Source organism: Arthrobacter sp. Y3223164 (genome assembly GCF_059091005.1).
Genome location: NZ_JBNHGF010000974.1, coordinates 1 through 295 on the forward strand (window position 1 = coordinate 1; position 295 = coordinate 295).

The window sequence follows — 295 nt, forward strand, 5'->3', positions numbered from 1 at the left end:
CCGGGCCGCGGCTTCGGCGACGGCCGCGGGATAGCCGCCCGCACCGCCGTCGTCGCCCGGACCAAGGGAACGCAGCGCGTCCGCACGTTTAAGGGCCCGGAGCATGGCAGCGGTCGCCGGGCGCGAGACGTCGGACATGTCCGGGTAATCGATGGCCAGCGCCGGATCCAGTTCATAGGCCAGCCAGCGGGACCGGAGGCCGTCGTGCCGGGCCGCGGCTTCATGCCAGTCCCGGCTGTCCTGGTAGCGGATGGCGGCGGCGGCCGTACGGCTGATCCGCCAGACGGCGGGCGCG

Annotated in this window: 1 pseudogene; it reads right to left on the reverse strand. The window is 74.6% G+C overall.

The annotated features are described in order from the left end of the window. Positions 1-295: pseudogene (locus AC5RUJ_RS18975) on the reverse strand (hypothetical protein); the annotation flags it as partial.